This is a genomic window from Albimonas marina, assembly GCF_029223255.1.
In the GTDB taxonomy this organism is placed as follows: Bacteria; Pseudomonadota; Alphaproteobacteria; order Rhodobacterales; family Rhodobacteraceae; genus Albimonas.
Map to the genome: position 1 here is coordinate 111,630 of NZ_JARHUC010000005.1, position 25,545 is coordinate 137,174.

Genomic DNA, 25,545 nt, shown 5'->3' on the forward strand with positions numbered 1-25,545 from the left:
TCATGGCGCTCGCACTCAAGAAGCGCGGCAACGGGAACGGCGGCCAGGGCGGCGGCGGCGGCAAAGGCGGCGGCGGCGGCGGCAAGGGTCGGGGCCAGGGCCGCGGCGAAGGCGGCGGCGGCGGCGGCAAGGGTGGCGGCGGCGGCGGCGGCGGCGGCGGTCTGCCCGGCGCGCTGAAGCAGGCCCGCATGGCCGCGCTCGCCTTCCGCAAGGCGACCGGCCGGCCGCTGGGCGCCGCGCAGGGCCTGGGCGCGGCCGAGGCGGCGCGCCTGCTGGGCCTGACGCTGGCCGAGCCCGACGCGAACTACGACGCCACCGACGCCGCCGGGCGCAAGCTGCGCCTCGCCGTGCGCGGCGCCAAGGGCGAGGCCACGGGCCCCCTGCGCCTGGGCAAGGACGAGGCCGAGTGGCAGGCGGTGGTGCTGGTGATGCTCGACGCGCGCTACCGGGCCAAGGCGATCTTCGAGGCCGACCGCGCCGCGATGAAGGCCGCCGCCGGCGACAAGCCGCGCCTGCCCCCGGCCGAGTTCCGCAAGATCGCCAGGAAGCTCTGGGAAGCCGAGGCGCCCGAGGAATGAGGCCCGAGCTCGTCCTGCGCAACCTGCGTCTCTTCCCGGGGCCGGAGGCGGCGCGGGACGGGCCCGTGGACGTGGCGATCGGCGCCGGGCGCATCCTCGAGATCGCGCCCGGGATCGAGGCGGAGGCGCCGTCGGAGGATTTCGGCGGCCGCCTCGCCGTGCCCGGCTTCGTGGAAAGCCACGTGCATCTCGACAAGTCCTGCCTGCTCGACCGGGTGGGCGGGGCGCCCGACCTGCCCTCGGCCATCGCCGCCGTCTCGGCCGCGAAGTCCGGCTGGTCGGAGGAGGACGTCTTCGCCCGCGGCGCCCGCACGCTGGAGAAATGCATCGCCCAGGGCACCACCCGGATGCGCACCCATGTCGAGGCGGACCCCCGCATCGGCCTGCGCGGCTTCCACGCGGTGAAGGCGCTGAAGCGCGACTACGCCTGGGCGATGGACCTGCAGATCTGCGTGTTCCCGCAGGAGGGGCTGACCAACGATCCCGGCACGGACCCGCTGCTGGTCGAGGCCTGCGCCACGGGCGCCGAGGTGATCGGCGGCTGCCCCTACACCGACGACGACCCCCACGCCCAGATCGCCCGGATCTTCGACCTGGCGGGCGAGTTCGACCTCGACGTCGACTTCCACCTCGACTTCCACCTCGATCCCGCGCGCATGGACCTGGGCGAGATCTGCCGCGTGACCGAGGCGCGCCGCTGGGGCGGCCGGGTCGCGGTGGGCCACGTCTCGGCCCTCTCCGCCCTGCCCCCGTCCGAGACGCAGGCCTGGGCGCGCCGCATGGCGGACGTGGGCGTGGCGCTGACGGTGCTGCCCTCGACCGACCTGTTCCTGATGGGGCGCGAGCACGACCACCTGACGCCCCGCGGCGTGGCGCCGGCCCACGCCTTCCACGCCGAGGGCTGCCGCTGCTCGCTCGCCACCAACAACGTGCTGAACCCGTTCACCCCCTTCGGCGACGGCTCGCTGCTGCGCATGGCGAACCTCTACGCCAACGCCGCGCAGCTCGGCTCGGCCGAGGCGTTCCGCACCTGCCTGGCGCTGGTGACCGAGCAGCCGGCGGCGCTGATGAACCTCGCCGACTACGGCCTCGCGCCGGGCAAGGCCGCCGACCTCGCGATCCTCGATGCGCCGAGCGCCGAGGCCGCGGTGGCCGAGCTCGCCCCGCCCGTCGCCGTCTACCGCGCCGGCCGCCGCACCGTGACGCGCGACGCCCCCGTCCTGCACCGCCCCTGAGCGGGCGCAGGCGCCGCGTCCCCCGTCCCGCCGATGGCCGGCCCCGCGCCCGCGGCGCGCCCCGGCCGCGCGCCCGTGGCCGCCGCCTCCCGGCCCGCGCCGCGCGCCCCATCCCCCTCGCGCCGCCCGCCCCAGTCGCCCGGCGCGACGCCCGGGATCCTCGCAAAGCGCCTGTTCTTCGGAGCCGTCTCTCGCTGATGCCGTAAAGAGCGACTCGTCGGGAGGGGTCAGGGATCGCGCAGCGACCCCGCGCAAGCGGGGCTTGTCCTTGACCCCTCCCGGCGAGTCGCTCAGGCATCGTCAGCGAGAGACGGATCCGAAGGACAGGCGCGGGCCCCTGTTCTTTGGTGAGTCAGGAGCGTCCCGCCCCCTTGACCCCATCCTCCCGGCGCCCTGTCATCCCGCCCGCCCCCTGCCCCACCCTCGGAGAGCTCCATGACCGCCCTCGCCATCACCGCCGGCCCGTTCCGGCTTCTCGGGGTCCTCAACGAGGATCAGTGCCCGGTCACCTGCGCGAAGATCAAGGCGGCGCTGCCCTTCGACGGGCAGGTGATCCACGTGCGCTGGTCGGGCGAGGCGGTGTGGGCGCCGCTTGGCGACCTGGATTTCGGCGTGCCCTACGAGGATCCGACCTCCCATCCCGCGCCGGGGCAGTTTCTGCTGTTCCCGGGCGGCAAGGGGAAGGTGTCGGAGACGGAGATCCTGCTGGCCTACGGGCCGTGCAGCTTCGCCTCGAAGGCCGGGCAGCTGGCGGGAAACCCGTTCGCGACCATCGTCAGCGGGCTCGACAAGCTCAAGGAGCTGGGGCCGATGACGCTGTGGAAGGGCGCGCAGACCCTGAAGATCGAGCTGGCCGAGAGCCCGGTGCAGGCCGACTGAACCCGGGGCGACGGGCGCACCGGCCTCAGCCCTGCAGGCGGGCCACGACCTCGTCGATGAAGGCGCGCTGGGCGGGGGTGTCGGGGATCTCGAGCCCCCGGGCCTGCGAGACGGCGGCGACCGCGGCCTCGGCCGAGCCGAGGAAGCGGGCCGCCACGCAGGCCGTCGCCATGCCCGAGCGGCCGATCCCCGCCCGGCAGTGGATCGCCACGCCGCGCCCCGCGGCCACCTGCGCCGCCAGGTCCTCGACCAGCGAGGCGAAGAGCGCGGGGCCCGGAAGGCCGAAATCGCGGATCGGGAAGCCCTGGAAGGCGACGCCCGCGGCGGCGCAGACCTGCGCCTCCTGCCCCAGGCCCAGGCGCTCGGCCTCCTCGGGCGGCAGCATCGAGACCAGCAGGTCCACGCCCTCGCGCCGCATCTCCGCCACCTCGGCGGCGAGCGCGCGGCCGCCGGAGGGGGCGGGGCCGATGAAAAGGCGCCCCGGCGCGACGCCCAGCACCGCGTGGATCTCGCAGGTCATGGCTCGATGCGGCGCATGATGCAGACGAACAGGTCCTCGCCCGGCAGGAAGCGGGTGGCGCAGTCGACGGTCAGCGTCTCGCCCGAGCGGGCGCGGCGTTCGCATTCCGCGCGGGAGGCGCCGTTGCGCCGCGCCTCGGCGAGGTGCGCCCAGACCTGGCCGACGTCGCGCTCGGGGTCCACCAGCAGCACATCGAGGGCGCGCCCCTCGATCTCCGCGTCGGTCCAGCCGAACAGGGACGCGGCCGCGCCGCGCCAGGCGCGGACCTGGCCGCCCGCGTCGAAGACCACGGCCGCGACCTCGGGCATGGCGGCGAAGATCGCCTCGAGCATCCCCTCGACCATCGCCAGGCGCTCCGCCTGCCGCTCGATCTCGCCGACGTCGGAGAACAGGATCCCGACGCCGCCGCGGGTGTCGGGGATCGGGAAGATGTTGACCTGCAGGCGCCGCCGCTCCCGCACCACCGAGTCCCAGGCGAACTTCTGCGGCCGGCCGAGCGCGCGGACGTCCGCCAGGATCGCGGGGAAGCGGGTGGAGGCGAGGGGGGGCAGCGCGTCCGCCCAGTGGCGGCCGACCAGTTCGTGGCGGGACTGGCCGACGTAGAACTCGGCCACCCGGTTGACCGCGGCGATGCGGTCGACCTCGTCGAGGGCGACGAAGGCCTCCTCCATCTCGTCGAGCGCCGCGGCGGCGCCGTCGGGGCGCGCGCCGGCTGCGCCCGCGCCGCCGCCCATCGCCTCGTAGTCCTCCTGCGAGAGCAGGACCATGCGGGCGCGGCCGTGGTGGGTCAGGGTGATGGGGCCGCCGGCGACCTCTTCCTGCACGCGGCCGAAATGGCGGGTCGCCTCGGCGGCGGTGATGGTGCGGTCGACCTTGAGCCGCTCGAACGAGTCGGCCTTGCCCTGCCGATGCGGCATCTCGGGGCTCCCTGTCCGCCGCCCGGGGCCCCGGGAGGGGGCCGGCGTCGCGGAGTCTGAATAGCAGATGACCGACGCAGAAATTACAGAATTTCGGGACTTTCGCAAGCGCCGCCGCGACGCGTCCCGACGTCGCGGCGGCGTGGGCCTCAGCGGCCGGCGAAGAGAGCGGCGCAGACCGACGCGGTGGCGACGCCGATCAGCGTTGCGGCGAGCATGACCATGCCGGGGGAATCCGCCATTCCCGCCAGCAGGTTCGGGGCCTCCACCTGGGCCCGAACCCATTTCGCCTCGAAGGCCATGGCCGGATTCGCCAGCAGCGCCGCACAACTCGCCTTGGCGCAGATGCGTGCAAATCGGCCCATGTCCTCGCTCCTTCTTCGTCGAGGCGCGCCGGGAAGCGGCGCCGCCTGTGAAAACGGTTTCCTACATATTTTACGTATTTTCAATCACAGATTTTCGAGTTTGCGCATTTTGCGCAGCCGGCCCGGATTTTACATGAACGCCCGCGCGATGTTTCCGAAACGCGAACGCCCCGCGAGCCGGAGCGCGCGGGGCGTTGCGTCAAGTCTGAACGGTTTTCGGCGCCGACGACGGGCGGAGACGGGCGGAGACGGGCGGCCCCGCCCTCCGCCGGCCCCGAATCAGTAGCCGCTGAGGGTGGCGAAGCGGGCGGCGTGGTAGCGTTCGTCGCCGAAAAGCTGGGCGGCGGGGCGGGCGCGCTTCATGAACAGGCCGATGTCGAAGGCGTCGGTCATGCCCACGCCGCCGTGGAGCTGCACGCCCTCGTTGGTGGCGAGATCCGCGACCGCGGCGGCCTTGGCCTTGGCGGCCGAGATCAGCCGCGGCAGGCCCTCGGCGCCCTCGTCGAGGCCGGAGAGCGCGGCGAGGACCAGGGAGCGGGCCTGCTCGATCTCTCCGAACAGGTGCGCGGCGCGGTGCTGGATCGCCTGGAAGCTCGCGATCGTCACGCCGAACTGCTTGCGCTCCTGCACGTAGGCGAGCGTGTCCTCGAAGGCGCGGCCGGCGATGCCGATCAGCTCGGCGGCCAGGTGGGCGTTGCAGATGTCGAGCAGCGACGCGAGCGCCGCGGCCCCCTGCCCCGTCTCGCCCAGCGCCGCCGCCGGCGTCCCCTCGAAGCGCAGGATGGCGGCGTCGCGGCTGTCGGCCATCGCCACCTTCTCGACCTCGAGGCCCCGGGCCCCGGCCTCGACCAGGAACAGGGCCGTCGCGCCCTCGGGCGTCACGGCCGAGACCACGATCAGGCCGGCGATCCCGCCGTCGGCGACGTTGGCCTTTTGGCCGGTGATCTTCCAGCCGTCGCCCTCGGGCGCGGCGGTCGTGGCGGGGGCCTTGCCGGTGTGGCGCATCCCCTCGTCCACGGCCAGCGCGCAGAGCAGCTCGCCCGCCGCAACCTTCGGAAGCAGCTCGGCTTTCTGCGCCTCGGAGCCGGCCAGCATCAGCGCCGAGGCGCCCGCGACGCCGGTGGCGAAGAGGGGCGAGGCCGCGAGCGTGCGGCCGCCCGCCTCCATGATCTGGCCCATGGCGACATGGCCGAAGCCGGCGCCGCCATGCTCTTCGGGGACCAGGGCGCCGGGAAAGCCCATCTCGGCCATCGCCTCCCAGGTGGCGCGGTCGTAGGCCTCGCCCTCCCCGTCCCGCAGGGCGCGGAGCTGCGCCACCGGGGCCTTCTCGGCCATGAAGCGCATCGCCGCTTCGCGCAGCATCTTCTGTTCGTCGTCCAGAACGAGCGTCGCCATCACTTCATCCCCAGCACGTTCTTCGCGATGATCCCGAGCTGGACCTCGGAGGTCCCGCCCTCGATCGAGTTGGCCTTGGAGCGCAGCCACTCCTTGGCCAGCGCGCCGTTGCGCCAGGCCTGGCCCTCCCAGGCGAGGCCGCCGGCGCCTTCGGCGGCGACCTTCAGCTCCAGCCGGCGCTTGTTGAGCTCGGTGCCCGCGTACTTGAGCAGCGCCGAGTAGTGGCCCACGCCCTCGCCGGCCTTGGCCTCGTCCTTGGCGCGCTCGAGCGTCAGGCGGAAGCCGAGCTGGTCGATCTCCCACCGCGCGATGTCGCCGCGCAGGATCGGGTCGTCGAGGCGGCCGAGCTCGTCGGCGCCCACGGAATCAAGGCTTTGCACGCCGAGCGCGTCGACCGCCGAGGCGTCGCCGCCGATGGCCGAGACCATCTCCCGCTCATGGGTCAGGATGTACTTGGCGTAGGTCCAGCCCTTGTTGACCTCGCCGACCACCTGCTTCTTGTCGGCCTTCACGTCGGTGAAGAAGGTCTCGCAGAAGACCGAGGCGCCGGAGATCAGGCGGATCGGCCGCGCCTCGACGCCGGGGGTCTCCATGTCGAAGAGGATCAGGGTGATCCCCTCCTGCTTCTTGCCCTCCCACGAGGTGCGCACCAGGCAGAAGATCCAGTCGGCCTTGTGGGCGTAGGAGGTCCAGATCTTCTGGCCGTTGATCAGGTAGTGGTCGCCCTTGTCCTCGGCCTTGGTCTGGAGACCGGCGAGGTCGGAGCCAGCGCCCGGCTCGGAATAGCCCTGGCACCAGCGGATCTCGCCGCGGCAGATCTTGGGCAGGTGCTGCTGCTTCAGCTCCTCGGAGCCCCACTTGATGATGGCGGGGCCGACCATGGAAATGCCGAAGCTTTTCAGGGGCTCGCGGGCGTTGATGCGGGCCATCTCCTCGCGCAGGACCTTGGCCTGCTCGGGGGAAAGGCCGCCGCCGCCGTACTGCTCGGGCCAGGTGGGGGCGGTCCAGCCCTTGGCGGCCATGCGGTCGAGCCAGAGGCGCTGGTCCTCGTTCTTGAACTCGAAGTTGCGGCCGCCCCAGCAGATGTCGGCTTCGCTGCGCACGGGCTCGCGCATCGAGGCGGGGCAGTTCTCCTCCAGCCAGGCGCGCGTTTCGGCCCGGAAATCCTCCAGATCGAACATGGGTCTCCTCCCTTCCGCGCCGGTTGCGGGGCGCGTGACATTCCCGAGAGTATGTCATCGGCGGGCGGAGGGGAAGACGGGCGCGCGGGGCGGGGGCGAATTGCCGTACCGGAGTCTCGAAAATCAACGGTTCGGTGAGGAAGCGTTCATCTCGGGCCGCGGCGAGGGCGTGCACGATTTGTGCGGACGGATGTGCAGACAGGTGTTGCGTGGGGGGAGCGTGCGGTGGGGGTCTGAGGGGGAGGGCTTATCCGGCGTCATGGTGGCGGGGCGCCGAAGGGGGGGCGGCCGGGGCGCCCGGGGCTGCGGCCCCGGGGGGGGGGGCGGGCGGAGGCGCGGGGGCGGGGGCCCGGCGCCCGGTCCGGCCCGCGGAGAGGGGCGGCGCTCTTGCGGCGCGGTCCGGTCCGTGGGAACGCTGGGGGGAAAGAGCCAGGGAGGAGACATGGCCGATCCGATCCAGCCTCCGGCGCCCGCCGGCGGCGCCTCCGCCTCGCGCCGGGTGCGCATCGGCTGCGGGGCCGGCTTCTCCAACGACCGCATCGACCCGGCGCGCGACCTGGCGGAGCGCGGCGCGCTCGACTTCCTGTTCTTCGAATGCCTGGCGGAGCGGACGCTGGCCAACGCCCACGCGCTGCGCGCGGCCGATCCGAAGGCGGGCTACGACCCCTGGCTGAGGAAGCGGATGGAGGCGGTGCTGCGGCCCTGCCGGGAGGCGGGGACGCGGGTGGTCTCGAACATGGGCTCGGCCAATCCGGGCGCCGCCGGCGAGGCGGTGGCGGAGGTGGCGCGGTCGCTCGGGCTGCAGGGGCTGAAGGTGGCGGTGGTCGAGGGGGACGACGTCTCGGCCCTGATGACCCCGGACCTGGAGCTGATGGACGGCGAGGGGCGGCTGGGCGACGTGCCCCTGCGGATGACCGGCGCCAACGCCTACCTGGGCCACGAGCCCATCGCGCAGGCGCTGGCCGAGGGGGCGGAGGTGGTGATCACCGGACGCTGCGCCGATCCCTCGCTGGCCGTGGGGCCGCTGGCGCACGCCTTCGGCTGGGCCGCGGACGACTGGGCGCGGATCGGGGCCGGGACGCTGGTGGGGCACCTGCTGGAGTGCTCGACGCAGGTGACCGGCGGGTACTACGCCGATCCAGGGCGAAAGGACGTGCCGGGGCTGGCGTATCTGGGCTTTCCCTATGCGGAGGTGGCCGAGGACGGCTCGGCGGTGCTGACCAAGCTGGACGGCACCGGCGGGCTGGTCAGCCGGGGCACGGTGCTGGAGCAGATGCTCTACGAGGTGCACGACCCCGCCGCCTACCTGACGCCGGACGTGACCGCGGACTTCTCCGGGGCGCGGCTGGAGGAGAGCGGCAGGGACCGGGTGGCGGTCTCCGGCGGCTCGGGGCGGGCGCGGCCGGAGACGCTGAAGGTGACCATCGGCTTCGACGGGGGGTTCCTGTCGGAGGGCGAGATCTCCTACGCCGGGCCGAACGCGCTGGCGCGGGCGCGGCTGGCGGGGGAGGTGATCGAGACCCGGATGCGGGAGGTGCACGGTCACCAGGGACCGATCCGGGCGGACCTGATCGGCCTGTCGGCGCTGCATGGCTCGGCCCGCGACCCCGACGCGCCGCCGCCCTACGAGCCGACGGAGGTGCGCCTTCGCATGGCGCTGCGCACCCACGACCGGGACCTCGCCGAGGCGCTGCCGCGGGAGGTCGAGGGGGCTTGGCTGTCTGGCCCGGCCGGGGGCGGCGGCGCGCGCGGGCGGGTGACGCCGGCGGTGACCACGCGCTCGGCCCTGCTGCCGCGCGGGCTGGCGCGGCCCACGGTCCGGATGATCACGGCATGAGGGTGAAGCTGCACGAGGTCGCCTCGGCGCGGGCGGGGGACAAGGGGGACGTCTCCTCGATCGCGCTGTTCTGCGACGGGCCGGAGGTGTTCGAGGCGGCGCGCGCGCAGGTGCCGGCGGAGCGGCTGACGGAGGCGTTTCCGCGCCTGTTCCGCGGGCCGGCGCGGCGCTACGAGATCCCGCACCTGCATGTGCTGAACTACGTGATCGAGCGGGGGCTGGAGGGGGGCGTGAACGCCTCGCTCAACCTCGACGCGCACGGCAAGTCGTTCTCGTTCCTGCTGCTGGAGCTGGAGATCGACCTGCCGGACCGCGCCCCCGATCCTGCGACATGAATCCAACGACATAACCGACTAGGAGGAGAGCGCCATGCCCGGCGTCTGGTTCGACGAGCTCAAGGTGGGCCAGGTCTTCGACCACCCGATCCGCCGCACGATCACCGAGACGGACAACGTCCTGTTCACGACGATGACCCACAACCCGGCGCTGCTGCACCTCGACGAGGAATACTGCCGCACGCAGACCGAGTTCGGGCAGCGGATCGTGAACTCCTGCTTCACGCTGAGCCTGATGGTGGGGATCTCGGTCAACGAAACCACGCTGGGGACGGCGGTCGCGAACCTGGGCTGGGACGAGGTGCGCTTTCCCAAGCCCCTGTTCCACGGCGACACGATCCGGGTGGAGACCGAGGTGCTGGACCTGCGCGAGTCGAAGTCCCGCCCCACGCAGGGGATCGTGACCTTCGAGCATCGCGCCTACAACCAGAAGGGCGAGCTGGTGGGGATCTGCAAGCGCTCGGGCCTGCAGCTGAAGCGCCCGGTCGCGAAGATGGAGGCCTGAGCCCGTGGAGATGACCCCGCGAAGCTGGCTGTTCATCCCCGGCGACAGCGAGAAGAAGCTGGGCAAGGCCGACGCCACCGGCGCCGACGCGCTGATCCTGGACCTGGAGGACTCGGTCGCGCCGGAGCGAAAGGCCGAGGGGCGCGCCCTGACCCGGGCGCACCTGGACGCGCGGCCGAAGGGCTCGCGGTCGCCGCTGCTCTACGTGCGGGTGAACGCGCTGGGCGAGGGGGCGCTGGAGGACCTGGCGGCGGTGATGCCGGCCGCGCCCGACGGGATCATGCTGCCCAAGGCCCGCGACGCGCAGGACCTGGTGCATCTCGGCCGGTATCTCGATGCGTTCGAGGCGGCGAGCGGGCTCGAGATCGGCTCGACCCGGATCATCCCGGTGATGACCGAGACGCCCGAGGCCGCGCTGCGCCTGATCACCTTCACCGAGGTGAAGCTGCCGCGGGTGATCGGCCTGACCTGGGGGGCCGAGGATCTGTCGGCCGCGCTGGGGGCGTCCACCAACCTCGCCCCCGACGGGCGCTGGACGCTGACCTTCCGCATGGCGCGGGCGAACCTGCTGCTGGCGGCGAAGGCGGCCGGGGTGGCGCCGATCGACACGTTGTTCGTGGACTTCCGCGACGAGGCGGGGCTGAGCGCGAGCTCGGAGGAGGCGGCGACCGAGGGGTTCCTGGGCCGTCTCGCCATCCACCCCGCGCAGGTGGCGCCGATCAACGCGGCCTTCGCGCCGTCGGAGGCGACGGTCGCCCACGCCCGCAGGGTGGTCGCGGCGTTCGAGGCCAATCCGGGCGTGGGGACCGTGGGGCTCGACGGCAAGATGATCGACATCCCCCACCTGCGGCAGGCCCGCCACGTGCTGGCGCTGCACGAGGCGATCCAGGCGAAGGGCTGACGCGCGCGCCACTGCGCGTCACGACCGAAGGCGGCGCCCCGGCGCCGCCTTTTTCGTCGGGGGGCGCCGGCGAGCCGTGGTCCGCAAGGCGGACGGAGCCGCCGTTCCGTCGCGCCATTCGCCTCGGCGCCGCGACGACGGCTCGGCGTCGGCATTGCCGCCCGGGCCCGTCTCGTGTTCGATGGCGCCGCAGGCCGGACGCCTCGGAGCTTCGGTCCGAGAGCCCCTGCACCCCGATCACGGAAACCTGGAGACATCGGCATGGCCACCACCGGCAAGCAGCTCTTCACGACGCTTGAAAGCGACGGCACGCTCACCGTGGCGATCGAGGACGTGACCTTCCCCGATCCGACCGGCAACCAGGTGCTCGTGCGGATGGAGGCCGCGCCGATCAACCCGTCGGACCTCGCCATCCTCGCCGGCGCGGCGGACCTGGAGAACGCGGACTACTCGCCCGGGAAGTACGTCGCCACCATGCCCGAGCCGTTCAACACGGGATCGAAGGCGCGCCATGGGCTGAAGCTGCCCGCCGGCAACGAGGGCGCGGGCACCGTCGTGGCGACGGGCGAGGGCGACAAGGCCAAGGCGCTGATGGGGCGGCGCGTCGCCTGCGTGCCGGGGAACGCCTACAGCCAGTACTGCATCGCCGACGCCGCCATGTGCCTGCCGCTGGACGACTATTCGTCCGAGGACGGGGCCAGCGCCTTCGTCAACCCGATGACCGCGCTCGGCTTCGTCGAGAACGCGAAGATGGACGGGCAGAACGCGATCCTGCACACGGTCGGGGCCTCGAACCTCGGCCAGATGCTGACCCGCATCTGCCAGGAGGACGGGCTCGGGCTGGTCAACATCGTGCGCAAGCCGGACCAGGCGGCGCTGCTCGAAAAGCTGGGCTCGACCCACGTGGTCAACTCGTCGGACGATGACTTCATGGAGCGGCTGCGCGCCGCGATCGACGAGACCGAGGCCTTCTATGGCTTCGATCCGATCGGCGGGGGCAAGACGGTCGACAGCGTGTTCAAGGCCATGGAGCAGGTCGCGGTCGGCAAGATGACCGAGTATTCGCGCTACGGCTCCAACCAGAAGAAGCGCATGTTCATCTACGGGCGGCTGGACACCGGGGCGACGATCCTGACGCCCAGCTACGGCTTCGGCTGGACCCTGTCGGGCTGGCTCCTGTTCCCCTTCCTGCAGGCGGCGGGCGCGGAGACCGTGGGTCGGATGCGCAAGCGCGTGCTCGAGAACCTGACCACGACCTTCGCCAGCAGCTACAAGAAGCGGGTCGACCTCGAAGAGATGCTGACCAAGGAGGCGGTCACCGACTACCGCGCGATGAAGACGGGGGAGAAGTACCTCGTGACGCCCTGGAAGTGAGGGGCCCGCGGCCGCGGTCCCTGCGGCCGGGACGGGTCGAGGTCCGGTTCGCCGGTGCGGGCGCGTCCGCATCGCGGACCGGGCCGCCGGCGGGGGCCCGGAGCCGGCGGGCGGCTCCGGGCTGGGTCCGGGGCCTCAGCGGGCGCCGGGCTTCATCATCTCGTCCATGATCGCGTCCATGTCGAAGTCGAGGCTCGCCTGGCGGGGCGGGTAATCCTCGAACGACTGGAAGAAGCGCGCGGTGATCGCCGCCGCGGGGCCGAGCGCCCAGGAGCGGTTCTCCTGCCACTCGTCGAAGCCGCGGGAGTCGTGGAAGCGCTCGAACGGGTCGAGGTCGAGGCGCGTGATCAGGGGCGTGGTCAGCTCGTCCTGGACGCCGTTGAACCACTTGTCCTGGCTCTTGAACAGGAACTTCCACTCGCCGAAACGCAGGCCGTGGAAGGTGGTCTCGGTGAAGAAGAAGAACTCCTTGCGGTTGCTCGGGCCCTGTCCGGTGATCATCGGCGTCTGGTCGTAGCCGTCGAGGTGCACCCGGTAGGACTTGCCGCCGATCTCGGCGCCGTCGAGCAGATCCTCCTTCAGGCCGGGCTGGCCGAGCTGGGACATGATGGTGGGGATCCAGTCCTCCATCGTCATCAGCTCGCCGGTGGTCTCGCCCGCCGGGACCACGCCGGGCCACTTGACCATCATCGGCACCTTGAAGCCGCCCTCGTAGCCGCCGACGCCCTTCTCGCCGCGGAACGGCTGGTTGCCGCCGTCGGGCCAGGAGTTCGACGCCGCGCCGTTGTCGGTCGAGAACATCACCATCGTGTTGTCGGCGATGCCGAGCTCGTCGAGCAGCGCCAGCAGCTCGCCCACGTCGTCGTCGAGCTCGACCATGCCGTCGGCGTAGACGTTTCCGGTGCCGGTGATGCCGTCGTAGTGGTCGTCGAGGTTGGTGCGGTAGTGCATCCGGGTGGTGTTGTGCCACACGAAGAACGGCTCGCCGGCCTGCGCCGCCTCGGTGATGAAGCGCTTGGACTCCTCCAGCACGTCCTGGTCGAGGTGGCGCTGCACCTCGGCGCCGAAGCCGCCCAGCTCCTCGATCCGCTGTTCGCCGCCGTCGGGGGCGGCGAAGGAATGGATGATCCCGCGCTGGGCGAGCCCGGCCTCGGCGAAGGCCTCGGCGGGGTAGTCGGCCTGCTCGGGATATTCGCCCGCGTTGAGGTGGTAGAGGATGCCGAAGAACTCGTCGAAGCCGTGGGCGGTGGGCAGGTGCTCGTCCCGGTCGCCCAGGTGGTTCTTGCCGAACTGGCCGGTGCGGTAGCCCAGCGGCTTGAGGAACTCGGCCAGCGTCGGGTCCTCGGCCGAGAGGCCCTGCGGCGCGCCGGGCAGGCCGACGGTCGCGAGGCCCACCCGAAGCGGGTACTGGCCGGTGATGAAGGCGGCGCGGCCCGCGGTGCAGGAGGCCTGCGCGTAGTGGTCCATGAACAGCATCCCCTCTTCGGCGATGCGGTCGATGTTGGGCGTTTCGCAGCACATCATGCCGCGATGGTAGGCCGAGATGTTCCACATCCCGACGTCGTCGCCCCAGATGACGAGGATGTTGGGGCGCTGCGCGTCCTGGGCCGAGGCCCCGGCCGCGATCGCCGCGGCGGCGAATGCGCCGAGTGCGAATATCCTGAACAATGTCCCCTCCCGTCGGGTTCGTGGCTGGTTGCGGAAACTTTACCATCGGCCCGCCGGCCTCTGGGTGAACTTGCCTTGAGGTTGAGGGGCGCGCCGGGCCGTCCGGCCGGGTCCGCCGCGGGGGCGCGGGGCGGACGGCGCCCCGGCGGACGAGCGCCCGGGTTCGCGGCGCGGCGGCGGGGGACGCGGGGGGATTTCCGTGCCAGACTGCGCCCGGCTTCGGTCGCGTGAGGAGGGCGTGGCGTATGACGCAGGACGGAACGGCGCGCGGCGCCCGGCTGGGCTGGCTGGGCTTCGCGCTGGGGGCGGCGGCGCTCGTCCTCGGGATCGTGGTCTTCTGGGCGGGGCCCTTCGCGCCGCAGCCGAGCGCGGGCGTCGGGCTGGGGGAGCTCGCGGCCGAGATCGCGAAATCCGCGGCCCGCTCGGTCGCGGGACGGCCGCAGCCGGCGCCCGAGGCGCCGGTGCGCGACCTGGACGATTTTCTCGCGATCGGGGTGGGGCTGCTGGCGGGGCTGGCGATCGTCGCCGGCGTCGCGGCGCTGGCGCGGCGCGAGCCGAAGGCGGCGGCGCTGTCGGGCGTCGCGCTGGGCGGGCTGGCCGTGGGGTTCCAGCTTTTCACGTGGACGGTGATGCTGGTCGTGGGCGCGCTGGTGATCGCGACGCTCGTCTACGCGCTGCGCGACGCCTTCGGCGACATCTTCGGCGGGCTGTTCGACGGCTGAACCGGGGCGGCGGCGGCCTCCCCGCCCAGTAGGAGGGACGCCCTATCCTCCCTCAAGGGGAGACGTCTTGTCCGCCCCACCGGAGCGACGTCTGATCCGCCCCGCAGGGGCGACGTCTGATCCGCCCCGCAGGGGCGAGCCCCGCCCGCAGGGCGGCCTGCGCGACGGCGCCGCGGCGCCCTGGCCTCAGGCCGAGCGCTCCTTGAGCAGGTCGCGGATCTCGGACAGCAGCTTCACGTCCGCGGGGGGCTCGGGCTCGCCCGGGGGGGTGGTGTCGGCGGTGGGGGGCTCGAGCTCCTTCTTCAGGCGGTTGATCGCCCGCACCACGAAGAACAGCACCCAGGCCACGATCAGGAAGCTGATGCAGGCGTTGATGAAGACGCCGTAGGTGATGACGGCGAGCCCGTCCTCCTTGGCCTGCGTGGCCGAGGCGACCTCCTGCCCCGAGAGGTTGAGGTAGAGGCCCGAGAAGTCGATGCCGCCCGTGAAGATCCCCAGGATCGGGTTCACGATGTCGTCGACGAAGCTCTTCACGATGGTGGTGAAGGCGGCGCCGATGACGATGCCGACGCCCATGTCCACCACGTTGCCCTTGACGGCGAATTCCTTGAATTCCTTCAGCATCCCAACGCTCCCCTGCCAAACGCGCGTGAACGCGAGGCTACGCCGGGGCGGCGGCGTGGACAATTCGTTTATCTGCGCGGGATTGCGTTTGGCGAAGGCGGCCACAGGTGAAGGGAACGCGGCCTGCGCCGTGGAGACGCCCTCCCCCGGGCCCGCGCGCCTGCGCGGGGGCGCCGCGGAGGGCGCCTCGATCCTCCTTCGCCGGCCGCGCTCCGCGGTCGGGCTTCCTCTCGCCAGCCGACACGAAAGGCGCCCCCCATGGCCGATCTCTCCGCCTTCCCGATCACCCGGAAATGGCCCGCGCAGGATCCCTCGCGGCTGCAGCTCTACTCCCTGCCCACGCCCAACGGCATCAAGGTGGGCGCGATGCTGGAGGAGACGGGCCTGCCCTATGAGGCGCACCTGGTCAGCTTCGGGACCGACGACCAGATGAGCCCGGAGTTCCTGTCCTTGAACCCCAACAACAAGATCCCCGCGATCCTGGACCCGGACGGGCCCGAGGGGCCGATGGGGCTGTGGGAGTCGGGGGCGATCCTGGTCTACCTGGCCGACAAGACCGGCAAGCTGATGCCCCAGGCGCCCGCCGCGCGCTACGAGACGCTGCAGTGGCTGATGTTCCAGATGGGGGGCGTGGGGCCGATGTTCGGCCAGTTCGGCCACTTCTTCAAGTTCGCCGCCGAGAAGGTGAGCGACCCCTACCCCGAGACCCGCTACGCCGACGAGAGCCGCCGCCTGCTGGGCGTGCTGGAGGGGCGCCTGGCGGGGCGCGACTTCATCATGGGCGCGGACTACACCATCGCCGACGTCGCGACCTGGCCCTGGGTGCGCACCCTGGGCGGGTTCTACGAGGCGGGCGAGCGGCTGGGCCTGGACGACTTCCCCAACGTGGGCGCCTGGCTCGACCGCTGCCTGGCGCGCCCCGCCTCCCAGACCGCGCTGAACGTGCCGGCGCGGGACTGAGGCCGCGACGAGGGCGGGGGGTCCGGGGCGCAGGTCGCGTCCCGGGCCCCCCGCCTGCCCTGCCGCGTCGCCCGCCGCCTGCGCCGCGCCGGATGATCCCCCGTCCCCCGCCGCCGCGACGGCTGGGGCGCGGGGGCGCCGGGCGACGCCTCCCCAAGCCCGCCCGCAGGGCGCCTCCGTCCCCGCGTTCCCGCCTCCGAGCGCGAGGCCTCCCCGGGCGCGGGCGGGCGCCGGACGAGGCGCCGCCGAGAAGCGAGGCGGGACGGGCTGCGGGACGGCGGGACCAAGCCCGCCCGGAGCCGCCAGGCGATACGAGGTCATCGGCCTGCGCCGCGCGGTCGCCGTTGACGGCGGGCGTCGGGGCGTGGACGGTTGGGGCCCGTCCTCTCCCCCTGCCGGTGAGCCCATGCCCGACGCCGCCCCCTCCGCCGCCCGCCCGCCCTCGCGCCTGTTCTTCCAGAGCCGGGTGCGCCGGCCCCGCATGGCCAAGGCCGAAGGGGTCTACGTCTGGGACCAGGAGGGGAACCGCTATCTCGACGGATCCTCCGGGGCGATGGTGTCGAACATCGGCCATTCGGACCCCCGCGTGCTGGACGCGATGCGCCGGCAGATGGAGCAGGGGACCTTCGGCTACCGCATGCATTTCGAGACCGACGCCGCCGAGCGGCTGGCCGACATGACCTGCGCGCTGGCGCCGGAGGGGTTCGAGAAGGTGTTCTTCGTCTCCGGCGGATCCGAGGCGGTGGAGGGGGCGATCAAGCTCGCCCGGCAATGGGCCTGGGTCACCGGCCAGCGGGAGCGCTGGAAGGTGATCTCCCGCGCGCCGTCCTACCACGGCTCGACGCTCGGGGCGCTGGCGTTGTCGGGCTACCGGCCGCTGACCGAGCCGTTCGAGGCGATGATGAAGCCCATGCCCAAGGTCCCCGCCCCGCGGGCCTGGCTGGACGGGCTGGCGCTGGACGATCCGGAGACGGGCGCGCATTACGCCCGGATGCTGGAGGAGAAGATCCTGGAGGAAGGGCCCGAGACGGTGCTCGCCTTCATCCAGGAGCCGGTCGGCGGCGCCTCGACCGGGGCGCTGGTGCCGCCGGCGGGCTACATGGAGGCGGTGCGCGAGATCTGCGACCGCCACGGGGTGCTGCTGATCCACGACGAGGTGATGTCGGGGGGCGGGCGCACCGGCAAGTTCTGGGGCGGCGACAACTGGGCCGCGGCGCCGGACCTGATCGCCGTCTCCAAGGGCTACGGCGCGGGCTACGCGCCGCTGGGCGCGGTGACCGCCCATGACCGCATCGTGCAGCCGGTGCTGGCGGGGGGCGGCTTCCCGCACGGGCATACCTATGCCGGCAATCCGCTGGCCTGCGCCGCGGGGGTGGCGGTGCTGGAGGTGATCGAGCAGGACGGGCTGCTCGACAACGCCGCGACCATCGGGGCGGCGCTGAAGGGGCGGCTCGAGGCGCTGGCCCAGCGCTTCCCCTTCATCGGCGACGTGCGCGGGATCGGGCTGCTGCTGGCCTTCGAGCTCGTCTCCGACCGCGAGACGCGCACGCCGCTGCCCAAGGACCTGAACGCCTTCGAGCGTCTGGTGGATCTGGCCTATGCCGAGGGTCTGATCATCTACTCGCGCCGCTCGCGCGGGACGGAGGGCGACCATTTCCTGGTCTGCCCGCCGATGACGTCGACGCCCGACCATGTCGACGAGATCGTCGAGAAGCTGACCACGGCCCTGACCCGCTTCGCCGAGGAAGCCGGGCTCGGGGCCTGAAAGGACGACATGACCGAGACCTCCGACATCCTGGTGATCGGCGCGGGCATCGCGGGCGTGGGCGCGGGCGCGATGGCCGCCGCCGCGGGCGCGCGCGTCTGCGTGCTCGAGGCCGAGGCGACGCCCGCCTATCACACAACCGGCCGCTCGGCCGCGATCTACATCCGCAACTACGGCGGGCCGGTGCTGCGGGCGGTGAACGACGCGGCGCACCCGGCCTTCATGGACCCCGAGGGCTTCTCGGGCGGCGCCATCGAGGGGGCGCTGCTGAGCCGCCGGGGCGTGCTGACCATCGCCACCGACGACGAGTTGGAGGGGCTGGAGGCCTCCTTCGCCGAGTCCAAGGGGCTGGAGCGGCTGACGGGGCCGGAGGCGGAGGCGCTGTTCCCCCTGCTGAAGAAGGGCCGGGTGGCGGCGGCGAGCCTGGAGCCCGACGCCTCGGACATCGACGTCGACCGCCTGTTCCAGGGGTTCGCGAGGATGCTGCGGCGCGCCGGGGGGCGGATCGTGACCGGCGCCCGGGTCGGGAAGATCGAGCGGGTCGGGGACGTGTGGCGGGTGGAGACGCCGGCGGGCGTCTTCGAGGCGCCGGCGCTGGTGAACGCCGCGGGCGCCTGGGCGGACGAGGTGGCGGAGATGGCGGGGGCGAAGCGGCTGGGGATCGTGCCCAAGCGCCGCTCGGCCGCGATCCTGCCGCTGCCGGCGGGGGTCGATTCCTCGGCCTGGCCGCTGATCGATCCGGTGGCCTTCGACTGGTACGCCAAGCCCCAGTCGGGGTCGCTGATGGTCTCGCCCGCCGACGAGGATCCGGTGGCGCCGATGGACGCCTGGCCCGACGACATGGTGCTGGCCGAGGGGCTGGACCGCTTCGCCCAGGCGATGGATTACGAGGTGACGCGGGTCGAGCGCGCCTGGGCCGGCCTGCGCAGCTTCGCCCCGGACGAGACCCCGGTGGTGGGCTTCGCGCCGGAGACGGAGGGGTTCTTCTGGCTCGCCGGCCAGGGGGGGCACGGGATCCAGACCTCGCCCGCGCTGTCCGCCCTGGCGGGCGCGCTGCTGACCGGAGGGGCCCCCGCGATGGACGCGGGCACGGTCGCCGCCCTCTCCCCCGCCCGCTTCGCCTGAGGCGGCCGCCGCCGGACCAGCGCAGGGGCCGGGCGGGCGCCGCTGCGGGTCCGGCCGGATCGGCGCCGGGGCGGCCCCCCTCCGGCATCGACTCGTCCGCCTCCGCCTCCGGGGGCTTCCGCCTCCGGCGCGGGGGCGGCGGACGCCGGCCCCGGGGGGAGAGGACCGGATCCGCCTCCGCCGGGCGGGCGCGACCGCCTCCCGCCCGGTCCTTCGTCTTCCGGGCGCCCGCCCTGCCCCGGCGCCCGGGCGCATCGTCCCGCCCGTCCGTTTCCGTCGACCTCTCACCCTCCCCTCCCGTCCCGAGACCCCTTCCATGATCCACGACGAACATCCCGCCATCGCCAACTCGCTGTGGACCGCCACGGCGCCGACCCCGCCCGAACGGCCCGCGCTGGAGGGCGAGGTGGAGGCGGACGTGGTCGTCGTGGGGGGCGGGTTCTCGGGCCTCTCGGCGGCGCTGCATGCGGCGGAGGCGGGGCTCTCGGTCGTGGTGCTGGAGGCGATGACGCCGGGCTGGGGCGCCTCGGGGCGCAACGGCGGGCAGGTGAACCCCGGACTGAAGGAGGACCCCGAGGCGGTGGTCGCGCGCTTCGGCGAGGATATGGGCGGGCGCTTCGTGCGGCTGGCCGGCGACGACGCGGATTATCTCTTCGCGCTGGTCGAGCGGCTGGGGATCGACTGCGATCCGCAGCGCGGCGGCTTCGTGCAGACGGCGCTGAACGCCGCCGGGCTGGGGCCGCTGCGCGAGCGGGCGCGCCAGTGGCAGGCGCTGGACCGCCCCGTGCGCGCCATCGGGCGCGACGAGATCGCCGAGCTGCTGGGCTTCGACGCCTATGCCGGCGGCGTGGTGCATGAGACCGGGGGCACGGTGCAGCCGCTGAAGCTGGCGCTGGGGCTGGCGGCGGCGGCCGAGGCGGCGGGGGCGCGGATCTTCGCGCGCAGCCGGGCGACGGCGATCGAGCCCCAGGGCGAGCGCGTGGTGGTGCGCACCGCCGCGGGCTCGGCCACGGGCCGGCGGGCGCTGGTGTGCCTGAACGGCTACGGCGACGGGGTGCACGATCCGCTGCGCCGCTCGGTGGTGCCGGTGCGCTCGGTCCAGGTCGCGACCGAGGTGCTGCCGCGCAACCTGCGCGACACGCTGATGCCGAAGGGTCACCACGCCTCGGACACCCAGCGGCTGACCACCTATTTCCGGCTGTCGCCGGAGGGGCGGTTCGTGATCGGGGGGCGGGGGCGCTTCGACGACGCGCGGGTGGGCGGGGACCAGGCGGCGCTGCGCGCCATCGCCTGCCGGATGATCCCGGATCTCGCGGATTTCGCCTGGCCCTATGCGTGGGGCGGCTCGGTCGCGATGACGCTCGACCACTTCCCCCACCTGCACCTGCTGGCGCCGAACGTGCTGAGCTCGGGCGGGTTCAACGGCCGCGGCGTGGCGCTGACCACGGCCATGGGCCGGGTGCTGGCGGAATGGGCGGGCGGCAAGCCGGCCGAGGCGCTGGACGCCCCGGTCACGCCGCTGCGCCCGATCCCCTTCCACGGCCTGCGCGGCATCGGCATCTGGGCGACGATCCAGAAGTACAGGCTGATGGACCGGCTGGGGATCTGAGCCGCCGGCCGCGGAGGCGCCGCGTCGGCCGTCGCGCCCGTGGGCAGGCCCCGCCCGCGGCGCACGGCGGGCCATGGCGCCTGGGGCGAGGGGCTCCGGGCCCGGTCGGGGCGCCCGCGCCGGGGAGGGGCGGGGGCCTCCGCTTCCACGACGATGCCCCGCCGGGCGCCTTGCGCGGGACGCCCGCGCCCGGGACCCCGGGCGCCCTTGCCGCGCCCCGCCCGCCGATCCGCCCCCTGCCCGCCCGCGCCGACGCCGGCCCTGCGCCGCGGGCGGGCGGCCCCCGCGGGCGCGAGGCCCGACGCGGCGCCCGTCCGCCGCCATCGAAACCTTGCCTGCGGGGCCGTCCCGATTTAACCGGTTGGTTAGTCAGCAACGCGCCGCGGGCGAATCTCCCGCGCGCGGCGCCCCCGATCCCCGGACGCAGAAGCCGCTGGGACGGGACAGCCCCTCGGGAGGAGGCTCATGTTCATCAACGCCCTCGCCCGCGACCCCTCGCTGGAGTCCTTCCGGCAGGAGGTTCGCGATTTCTGCGCCGCCAACATCGGGCCCGAGCTTCGCCGCAAGCTCGACCTGGGCCAGCACCTGACCAAGGACGAGTATAACGGCTGGCTCCAGGCGCTGGGCGAGAAGGGCTGGCTGGCGGGCAACTGGCCCAAGGAGGCCGGGGGCCTGGGCTGGTCCGCCGAGGAGGCCGCGATCTTCCGCGAGGAGACCGGGCGCGCCGGCGCGCCCTGGCTGGTGCCCTTCGGCGTCACCATGGTCGGGCCCGTCATCTACACCTTCGGCACGCCCGAGCAGAAGGCCCGGCACCTGCCCGGGATCGTGAAGAACACCACCTGGTGGTGCCAGGGCTATTCCGAGCCGGGCTCGGGGTCGGATCTGGCGTCGCTCCGCACCCGCGCCGTGAAGGGCGTGGACGACGCGGGCGAGCACTACATGGTGACCGGCCAGAAGATCTGGACCACGCTCGCCCACTGGGCCGACTGGTGCTTCTGCCTGGTGCGCACCGACCCCGACGCGAAGCCCCAGAAGGGCATCAGCTTCCTGCTGATCGACATGAAGACGCCCGGCATCACCGTGCGCCCGATCATCACGCTCGACATGGGCCACCACGTCAACGAGGTGTTCTTCGACAACGTCCGGGTGCCCGCCGAGAACCTGATCGGCGAGGAGAACAAGGGCTGGGACTACGCCAAGTTCCTGCTGGCGAACGAGCGGGTGGGCGTGGCCGAACTGGGCTCGATGGTGCGCTACCTCGACCAGCTCAAGGGCGTTCTGGCCCAGACGATGGAGGGGGGCCGGCCCCTGTCCGACTCCCCCGAGTTCCAGCGCCGCGTAGCGGAGCTGGAGGTGCAGTACGCGACGCTCGAGGCGCTGGTCGCCGACCAGCACGCCGCCCACCAGTCGGCCGCCGACCAGCCCAGCCTGATCGGGGCCGCGGCGCTGAAGATCCGCGGCTCGGAGCTTCAGCAGGCGATCCTGCAGTGCATGACCGACGCGCTCGCGCGCCACGGCCTCGCCTACCAGGCCGACGCGCTGGTGGCGGGCTGGAACGGCGAGCTGATGGGCCCCGCCGAGATGGCCGGGATCCTGGCCGAGCACCTGCACCGCCGGGCCGCCACGATCTACGGGGGCAGCTCCGAGATCCAGCGCAACATCATCGCCAAGGGCACCCTGGGGCTCTGAGGGAGGGGACCATGACCGCATTCTCCACCGAGGAGCGCCAGCTCCTGTCCGAGTCCGCCGAGGCCTGGTTCAAGGACCGCTACGGCCCCGAACATTCCAAGAAACTGACCCGCGAGACCGAGGACGGGTTCGGCCGCGAGGAATGGAAGACCTACGCCGAGATGGGCTGGCTGGGCCTGGCGATGCCCGAGGACGCCGGCGGCTCCGACGGCGGGCTGACGGAGCTGTCGATCCTGCTGGCCACCGCCGGCAAGCACCTGGCGGTCGAGCCGCTGCTCCCCACCCTGGTGCTGGGCGCCGGCGCGCTGGCGCAGATGGGCACGCCCGCCCAGCAGGAGACCCTTGGGAAGATCGCCGAGGGCGCCTGCCTGATGGCCTTCCTGCACGCCGAGCCCGCCTCGGGCTTCGCGCGCGACCATGTCGAGGCGGTGGCCTCCCGCTCGGGCGAGGGCTTCTCGCTGACCGGCGCCAAGACCTTCGCCATCGGCGCCCATGCGGCGGACCTGCTGGTGGTCTCGGCCCGGATCGGCGACGCCTCGGGCCCCGTGGGCCTGTTCCTGGTTCCGGGCAAGGCCGAGGGCGTGTCGCTGAACGCCTCGCCGGCCATGGACGGGCGCAAGGGCGCGGCGGCGACGTTCGAGGGCGTGTCGCTGGGCGCGGACGCCCTGCTGGGCGGGGCGGAGACCGACCGGCTGGCGGCCATCGACGCCCTGCTCGACCGCGGCACGCTCGCGGCCTGCGCCGAGGCGGTGGGGGCGATGCATGCGGCCACGGCCACCACGCTCGACTACCTCAAGCAGCGCAAGCAGTTCGGGCGCGCCCTGTCGGAGTTCCAGGTGATCCAGCACCGGCTCGTCGACATGAACATCCTGTGCGAGGAGACCCGCGCCGCCGTCCATTCCGCCCTGACCGCGGTGGACGAGGGCCGGGCCGACGCGCATCTGGCGGTGTGGCGGGCGAAGGTGCAATGCGCCCGCGCCTCGCGCTTCATCGGCGGGCAGGCGGTGCAGCTGCACGGCGGCATGGGCATGACCGACGAGCTGGCGGCGAGCCACTTCTACAAGCGCCTCTCGGTGACCGAGGCGCAGTTCGGCGACGGCGAATGGCACCTGCGCCGGCTGATCGCGGCGGGCGCCACGGCCCCCGCCTCGGCGGCGCTCGCCGCGGGCATGGCCGCGGGCTGATCCGCCCCTTCCCCCGAGCCTGACGCGCGGGCCGCCCATCGCGGCGGCCCGCGGCTTCCTCGCGCCCCGAAGGACCCTCGCGATGACCGACGCCTACGAGACGATCCGCTACGAGACCCCGGCGACGGGCGTGGCCCGCATCACCCTCGCCCGCCCCGAGATGCGCAACGCCCAGAACGAGACGCTGCTCTACGAGCTGGACGCGGCCTTCGACGCCGCCGCCCACGACCCGGCGGTGAAGGTGATCATCCTCGCGGGGGACGATCCGCATTTCTCCTCGGGCCACGACCTGAGCGGCGCCCGGGACATGACCCGCTTCACCCCCGTCACCTCCTGGGGCGGCGCCGCCGCGGAGGAGCCCGGCGTCGCCGGCCGCCAGGCGCGGGAGGAGGAGATCTACCTCGGCTTCTGCCGCCGCTGGCGGGATCTGCCGAAACCCACCATCGCGCAGGTGCAGGGCAAGGCCATCGCCGGGGGGCTGATGCTGGTCGCGGTGTGCGACCTGGTGGTGGCGAGCGAGGACGCGCAGTTCTCCGACCCCAGCGTCGCCTTCGGGGTGAACGGGGTCGAGTGGTTCTCCCACCCCTGGGACTTCGGCATCCGCAAGGCGAAGGAGATGCTGTTCACCGGCGCCGCCTTCTCCGCCGCCGAGGCCGAGCGGATGGGCTTCGTCAACAAGGTCGTCGCCCGCGACGCGCTGGAGGCGGAGACGCTGGCGCTGGCCGAGCGCATCGCCCAGCGGCCAGCCTTCGGCCTGCGGCTCGCCAAGCAGGCGATGAACCAGGCGCAGGACGCGCAGGGCTTCCAGACCGTGCAGGCGGCGGCGATGAGCCTCCACCAGATGGGCCACGCCCACAACCAGATCGTCCACGGCATGCTGGTCGACCCCAAGGGCGCCGAGATCATCCGCCGGGAAGCCAAGGCGAAGTAGCGCCGCCGCGGCGGTTCCGACCGCCGCGCCTCGCAGCTTGGCGGCGGCTTTGGCCGCCAAGCCTCGCCCCCTGGGCCCGCCTGCGCGCGCGCCGCGCCCCGGCGCGCCCCGCGACCGCCCTCCTCCTCTCCAGCGAAAGGCCCCGCCATGCCCGTCTCCGGCCCCGACGTCCTTCTCGTCGACGATCCCCGCCCGAAGGTCCGCCGCCTGACCCTCAACCGCCCCGAGAAGCGCAACGCCCTGTCCAACGAGCTGCGCGGCCGGATCTTCGAGGAGCTGGAGCGCGCCGACCTCGACCCGGACGTCCACGTCACCGTGATCCGCGGCGCGGGCCCCAGCTTCTCGGCGGGCTACGACCTGTCGGCGGACAACACGCAAGGGCGGCCCTATCACACGGCCGCGGGCGGCAACGACTGGGCGCGCCACGTGGTCGAGGGCTGGTTCCGGGTCTGGGACCTGGCCAAGCCCGTGATCGCCCAGGTGCACGGCCATTGCCTGGCGGGCGGGTCCGAGCTCGCGGCCGCCTGCGACGTGGTCTACGTGGCCGAGGACGCGCAGATCGGCTACCCGCCGACGCGGCTGATGTCGCCGCCGGACATGCAGTTCCACCCCTGGCTGCACGGGATGCGGCGGGCGATGGAGATGTACCTGACGGGCGACTCGATCTCGGGGCTCGAGGCGGTGTCGGACGGCTACGCCACCCGCGCCTTCCCGCTCGAGGCGCTGGAGGAGACGACGCTGGCCTTCGCCGAGCGCGCCGCCCTGGTGCCCCCGCAGATCCAGCAGTTCAACAAGCGCGCCGTGCACCGGCAGATGGAGGCGATGGGGATGCGCGCGGGCCTGCGGGCGGGAACCGAGATCCAGGCGCTGGCCTTCGCCTCGGAGGCGAGCCGCGCCTATCTCTCCCGCTTCCGCCGCGACGGCGCCAGCGTCGCCTCCCTGGTGCGCGAGCGCGACAAGCCCTTCGACCCCGACATCTGAGCCCGCCGCCGCAGCACCAGGCGCCCCCGCGCGACGCCCGCAGGCCCGCGCGAAGCGCCTGTTCTTCGGAGCCGTCCGTCGCTGATGCCGTTAAGAGCGAGTCGGCGGGAGGGGTCAGGGATCGCGAAGCGACCCCGCGCAAGCGGGGCTTGTCCTTGACCCCTCCCGTCGACTCGCTCAGGCATCACCAGCGACGGACGGATCCGAAGGACAGGCGCGGCCCCTGTTCTTTGGTGAGCTCCCGAAGCGTCCTTCCGGGCGCGCA

General features: G+C 73.2%; 24 protein-coding genes. 17 read left to right on the forward strand and 7 right to left on the reverse strand.

Features of this window, described 5'->3' with window-relative positions; genetic code table 11:
• The first annotated feature begins 2 nt into the window (after positions 1-2).
• From P2H44_RS15255 to P2H44_RS15265, 3 genes are all read left to right on the forward strand, one after another.
• Positions 3-578 (forward strand): hypothetical protein, encoded by a 576-nt coding sequence (locus P2H44_RS15255; protein ID WP_275764728.1) that lies wholly within the window; start codon positions 3-5, stop codon positions 576-578.
• A complete protein-coding gene (locus P2H44_RS15260; RefSeq protein ID WP_275764729.1) occupies positions 575-1,813 on the forward strand; it encodes an amidohydrolase family protein in 1,239 nt (412 codons plus the stop codon). The genes P2H44_RS15255 and P2H44_RS15260 overlap by 4 nt, the downstream gene beginning before the upstream one ends.
• Before the next feature lie 435 nt (positions 1,814-2,248).
• On the forward strand, positions 2,249-2,692 hold the full coding sequence (locus tag P2H44_RS15265; RefSeq protein WP_275764730.1) for a DUF3830 family protein: 444 nt from the start codon (positions 2,249-2,251) through the stop codon (positions 2,690-2,692).
• A 25-nt stretch (positions 2,693-2,717) separates the two neighbouring features.
• Here P2H44_RS15265 and P2H44_RS15270 read toward each other — a convergent pair whose 3' ends face one another.
• From P2H44_RS15270 to P2H44_RS15290, 5 genes are all read right to left on the reverse strand, one after another.
• The gene (locus P2H44_RS15270; RefSeq protein ID WP_275764731.1) at positions 2,718-3,212 is read right to left on the reverse strand and encodes a protein-tyrosine phosphatase family protein; all 495 of its coding nucleotides are present in this window, start codon (positions 3,210-3,212) and stop codon (positions 2,718-2,720) included.
• Positions 3,209-4,129, reverse strand: a complete 921-nt coding sequence (locus P2H44_RS15275; protein WP_275764732.1) for a PAS domain S-box protein — start codon at positions 4,127-4,129, stop codon at positions 3,209-3,211. The genes P2H44_RS15270 and P2H44_RS15275 overlap by 4 nt, the downstream gene beginning before the upstream one ends.
• Positions 4,130-4,278: 149 nt before the next feature.
• Positions 4,279-4,494, reverse strand: coding sequence for a hypothetical protein (locus tag P2H44_RS15280; protein ID WP_275764733.1), 216 nt, complete (start codon positions 4,492-4,494; stop codon positions 4,279-4,281).
• Between the two features lie 279 nt (positions 4,495-4,773).
• Entirely contained in the window at positions 4,774-5,889 is a 1,116-nt protein-coding gene (locus P2H44_RS15285; RefSeq protein WP_275764734.1) for an acyl-CoA dehydrogenase family protein, read from the reverse strand.
• Entirely contained in the window at positions 5,889-7,070 is a 1,182-nt protein-coding gene (locus P2H44_RS15290) for an acyl-CoA dehydrogenase family protein (RefSeq protein WP_275764736.1), read from the reverse strand. The genes P2H44_RS15285 and P2H44_RS15290 overlap by 1 nt, the downstream gene beginning before the upstream one ends.
• A 442-nt stretch (positions 7,071-7,512) precedes the next feature.
• Here P2H44_RS15290 and P2H44_RS15295 point away from each other — a divergent pair, with 442 nt between their 5' ends.
• The 5 genes from P2H44_RS15295 to P2H44_RS15315 all read left to right on the forward strand — a co-directional run bounded on the left by P2H44_RS15295 (position 7,513) and on the right by P2H44_RS15315 (position 12,022).
• Positions 7,513-8,907, forward strand: coding sequence for an acyclic terpene utilization AtuA family protein (locus P2H44_RS15295; protein WP_275764738.1), 1,395 nt, complete (start codon positions 7,513-7,515; stop codon positions 8,905-8,907).
• The gene (locus tag P2H44_RS15300) at positions 8,904-9,242 is read left to right on the forward strand and encodes an AtuA-related protein (protein WP_275764740.1); all 339 of its coding nucleotides are present in this window, start codon (positions 8,904-8,906) and stop codon (positions 9,240-9,242) included. Before P2H44_RS15295 ends, P2H44_RS15300 begins: the two co-directional genes overlap by 4 nt.
• A 34-nt stretch (positions 9,243-9,276) precedes the next feature.
• A complete protein-coding gene (locus P2H44_RS15305; RefSeq protein ID WP_275764741.1) occupies positions 9,277-9,747 on the forward strand; it encodes a MaoC family dehydratase in 471 nt (156 codons plus the stop codon).
• 10 nt (positions 9,748-9,757) lie between these two features.
• Positions 9,758-10,648 carry an HpcH/HpaI aldolase/citrate lyase family protein gene (locus P2H44_RS15310; protein WP_275764742.1) on the forward strand — a complete coding sequence of 297 codons (891 nt, stop codon included), beginning with the start codon at positions 9,758-9,760 and terminating at the stop codon, positions 10,646-10,648.
• Positions 10,649-10,909: 261 nt separating this feature from the next.
• Positions 10,910-12,022, forward strand: coding sequence for a zinc-binding dehydrogenase (locus P2H44_RS15315; RefSeq protein ID WP_275764743.1), 1,113 nt, complete (start codon positions 10,910-10,912; stop codon positions 12,020-12,022).
• 135 nt (positions 12,023-12,157) lie between these two features.
• Here P2H44_RS15315 and P2H44_RS15320 read toward each other — a convergent pair whose 3' ends face one another.
• On the reverse strand, positions 12,158-13,690 hold the full coding sequence (locus P2H44_RS15320; RefSeq protein WP_275764745.1) for an arylsulfatase: 1,533 nt from the start codon (positions 13,688-13,690) through the stop codon (positions 12,158-12,160).
• A gap of 245 nt (positions 13,691-13,935) precedes the next feature.
• On the opposite strand from P2H44_RS15320, the gene P2H44_RS15325 reads away from it, so the two are divergent.
• Entirely contained in the window at positions 13,936-14,412 is a 477-nt protein-coding gene (locus tag P2H44_RS15325) for a hypothetical protein (protein ID WP_275764748.1), read from the forward strand.
• A 186-nt stretch (positions 14,413-14,598) separates the two neighbouring features.
• Here the strand turns inward: P2H44_RS15325 and mscL are convergent, their stop codons facing one another.
• A complete protein-coding gene (mscL, locus tag P2H44_RS15330; RefSeq protein WP_275764749.1) occupies positions 14,599-15,036 on the reverse strand; it encodes a large conductance mechanosensitive channel protein MscL in 438 nt (145 codons plus the stop codon).
• Between the two features lie 258 nt (positions 15,037-15,294).
• On the opposite strand from mscL, the gene P2H44_RS15335 reads away from it, so the two are divergent.
• From P2H44_RS15335 to P2H44_RS15370, 8 genes are all read left to right on the forward strand, one after another.
• Positions 15,295-15,996 (forward strand): glutathione binding-like protein, encoded by a 702-nt coding sequence (locus tag P2H44_RS15335; protein WP_275764750.1) that lies wholly within the window; start codon positions 15,295-15,297, stop codon positions 15,994-15,996.
• Positions 15,997-16,402: 406 nt separating this feature from the next.
• The gene (locus P2H44_RS15340; protein ID WP_275764751.1) at positions 16,403-17,761 is read left to right on the forward strand and encodes an aminotransferase family protein; all 1,359 of its coding nucleotides are present in this window, start codon (positions 16,403-16,405) and stop codon (positions 17,759-17,761) included.
• Positions 17,762-17,770: 9 nt separating this feature from the next.
• A complete protein-coding gene (locus tag P2H44_RS15345) occupies positions 17,771-18,886 on the forward strand; it encodes an NAD(P)/FAD-dependent oxidoreductase (RefSeq protein ID WP_275764753.1) in 1,116 nt (371 codons plus the stop codon).
• A 316-nt stretch (positions 18,887-19,202) separates the two neighbouring features.
• The gene (locus tag P2H44_RS15350; protein WP_275764755.1) at positions 19,203-20,495 is read left to right on the forward strand and encodes an NAD(P)/FAD-dependent oxidoreductase; all 1,293 of its coding nucleotides are present in this window, start codon (positions 19,203-19,205) and stop codon (positions 20,493-20,495) included.
• Positions 20,496-20,960: 465 nt separating this feature from the next.
• Positions 20,961-22,184, forward strand: a complete 1,224-nt coding sequence (locus P2H44_RS15355; RefSeq protein ID WP_275764757.1) for an acyl-CoA dehydrogenase family protein — start codon at positions 20,961-20,963, stop codon at positions 22,182-22,184.
• Positions 22,185-22,195: 11 nt separating this feature from the next.
• Positions 22,196-23,368, forward strand: a complete 1,173-nt coding sequence (locus P2H44_RS15360; protein ID WP_275764758.1) for an acyl-CoA dehydrogenase family protein — start codon at positions 22,196-22,198, stop codon at positions 23,366-23,368.
• Positions 23,369-23,450: 82 nt separating this feature from the next.
• On the forward strand, positions 23,451-24,299 hold the full coding sequence (locus tag P2H44_RS15365) for an enoyl-CoA hydratase (RefSeq protein ID WP_275764759.1): 849 nt from the start codon (positions 23,451-23,453) through the stop codon (positions 24,297-24,299).
• Positions 24,300-24,446: 147 nt separating this feature from the next.
• Entirely contained in the window at positions 24,447-25,280 is an 834-nt protein-coding gene (locus tag P2H44_RS15370) for an enoyl-CoA hydratase-related protein (RefSeq protein ID WP_275764760.1), read from the forward strand.
• Positions 25,281-25,545: the final 265 nt, after the last annotated feature.